Source organism: Mesorhizobium sp. M4A.F.Ca.ET.090.04.2.1, assembly GCF_003999085.1.
Lineage (GTDB): Bacteria > Pseudomonadota > Alphaproteobacteria > Rhizobiales > Rhizobiaceae > Mesorhizobium.
Genome location: NZ_RZOT01000900.1, coordinates 1 through 1,125, shown reverse-complemented (window position 1 = coordinate 1,125; position 1,125 = coordinate 1). Strand labels below are relative to the sequence as shown.

Here is a 1,125-nt window from a genome sequence, read left to right as displayed (position 1 = left end):
CCTGAGCACCGGCGACAAGGTGCAGTGGACGACGAGCGGAACCCATGACCGCGTGCTGATCGAAAACGTCAGCAACGCCGATGGCGTTTCCGGCAACGACAACAACACCTTCGATATCGGCGGGTTCAGCTTGAGCAGCCCCAACGCCGCGAGCGCCGTGGTCGGCACGGCTGTCCACTTCGAGGACGACGGACCGCTTAATAACGCGGCCACGGTGAACGTAAACGTTGATGAGGACGAGTTGACGGGTCTGTCGACGGGCATTACGGACAACGACGCGACGACCACGGTAGCGGCGTTTACCGGTGCGCAGATTGCGGGCCTGGTGAATGCAGGCGCCGACCAACCGGTGACGGTGTCGCTCAATCCGTTGATCGACAACGTGGACACGGGGCTGGACTCGAAAGGATCCAGCATCCTGTTCGACTTCGTTGATGCAACGCACGTGAACGGCGTGGCGGACGGGCGGACGGTGTTCACGCTGGTGCAGACGGCGGGTGCTGACACGAAGCTGGGCACGGCCGACGACGCATTCACCTTCACGCTGCTCGATCAGATCGACCACACGCCGCTGGCGACCGGCGGGGGCGACGCGGAGACGATCGCGCTGAGCTTGGCGTCGGTGTTCGCAGCGACCGACTTTGACGGCGACAGCGTGGTGATCGACGCCGGAGCGTCGGTCACGATCGAGAACGACGTGCCGACCATCGGGCTTATCAGCGACGGGCTGGTGGACTTCGCTTCCGGCAGCAGCAAGACCAACACGCTCAGCGGGGTGGTCGGGGCGGATGAACCGGCAACCTATAGCATCACGAGCTCCCCAGCGACCGTGACGATATTGGACGGCACATCCTCGCAGGTAACACTGCTCAGGGACCTTACGAACAGCAACACCGTCGCTACCTACTTCAAGGATGTTGATAGTAGCGGCACACACAACGCCGGAGACATCGATTTCTTCAAGCTGACCCTGTCGGGCGGCAACTACACCTTCGATGTTCTCGAGAATCCTCCGCCCGCGGAGGTGAATTTCAGCTTCGCCGGGGCACCCTCCGGCAGCAACCTGTTCATGATGTTCGGCAATCCGGCCTCCACCCAGATCGTGGTGATCGGGAAGGACCCGCT

At 62.3% G+C, this 1,125-nt stretch carries 1 protein-coding gene; it reads left to right on the top strand.

What is annotated here, in order from left to right; genetic code table 11:
- Window positions 1-1,125, top strand: a 1,125-nt coding sequence (locus EN781_RS34650) for a hypothetical protein (RefSeq protein ID WP_210213517.1), incomplete at both ends; no start/stop codon positions are given.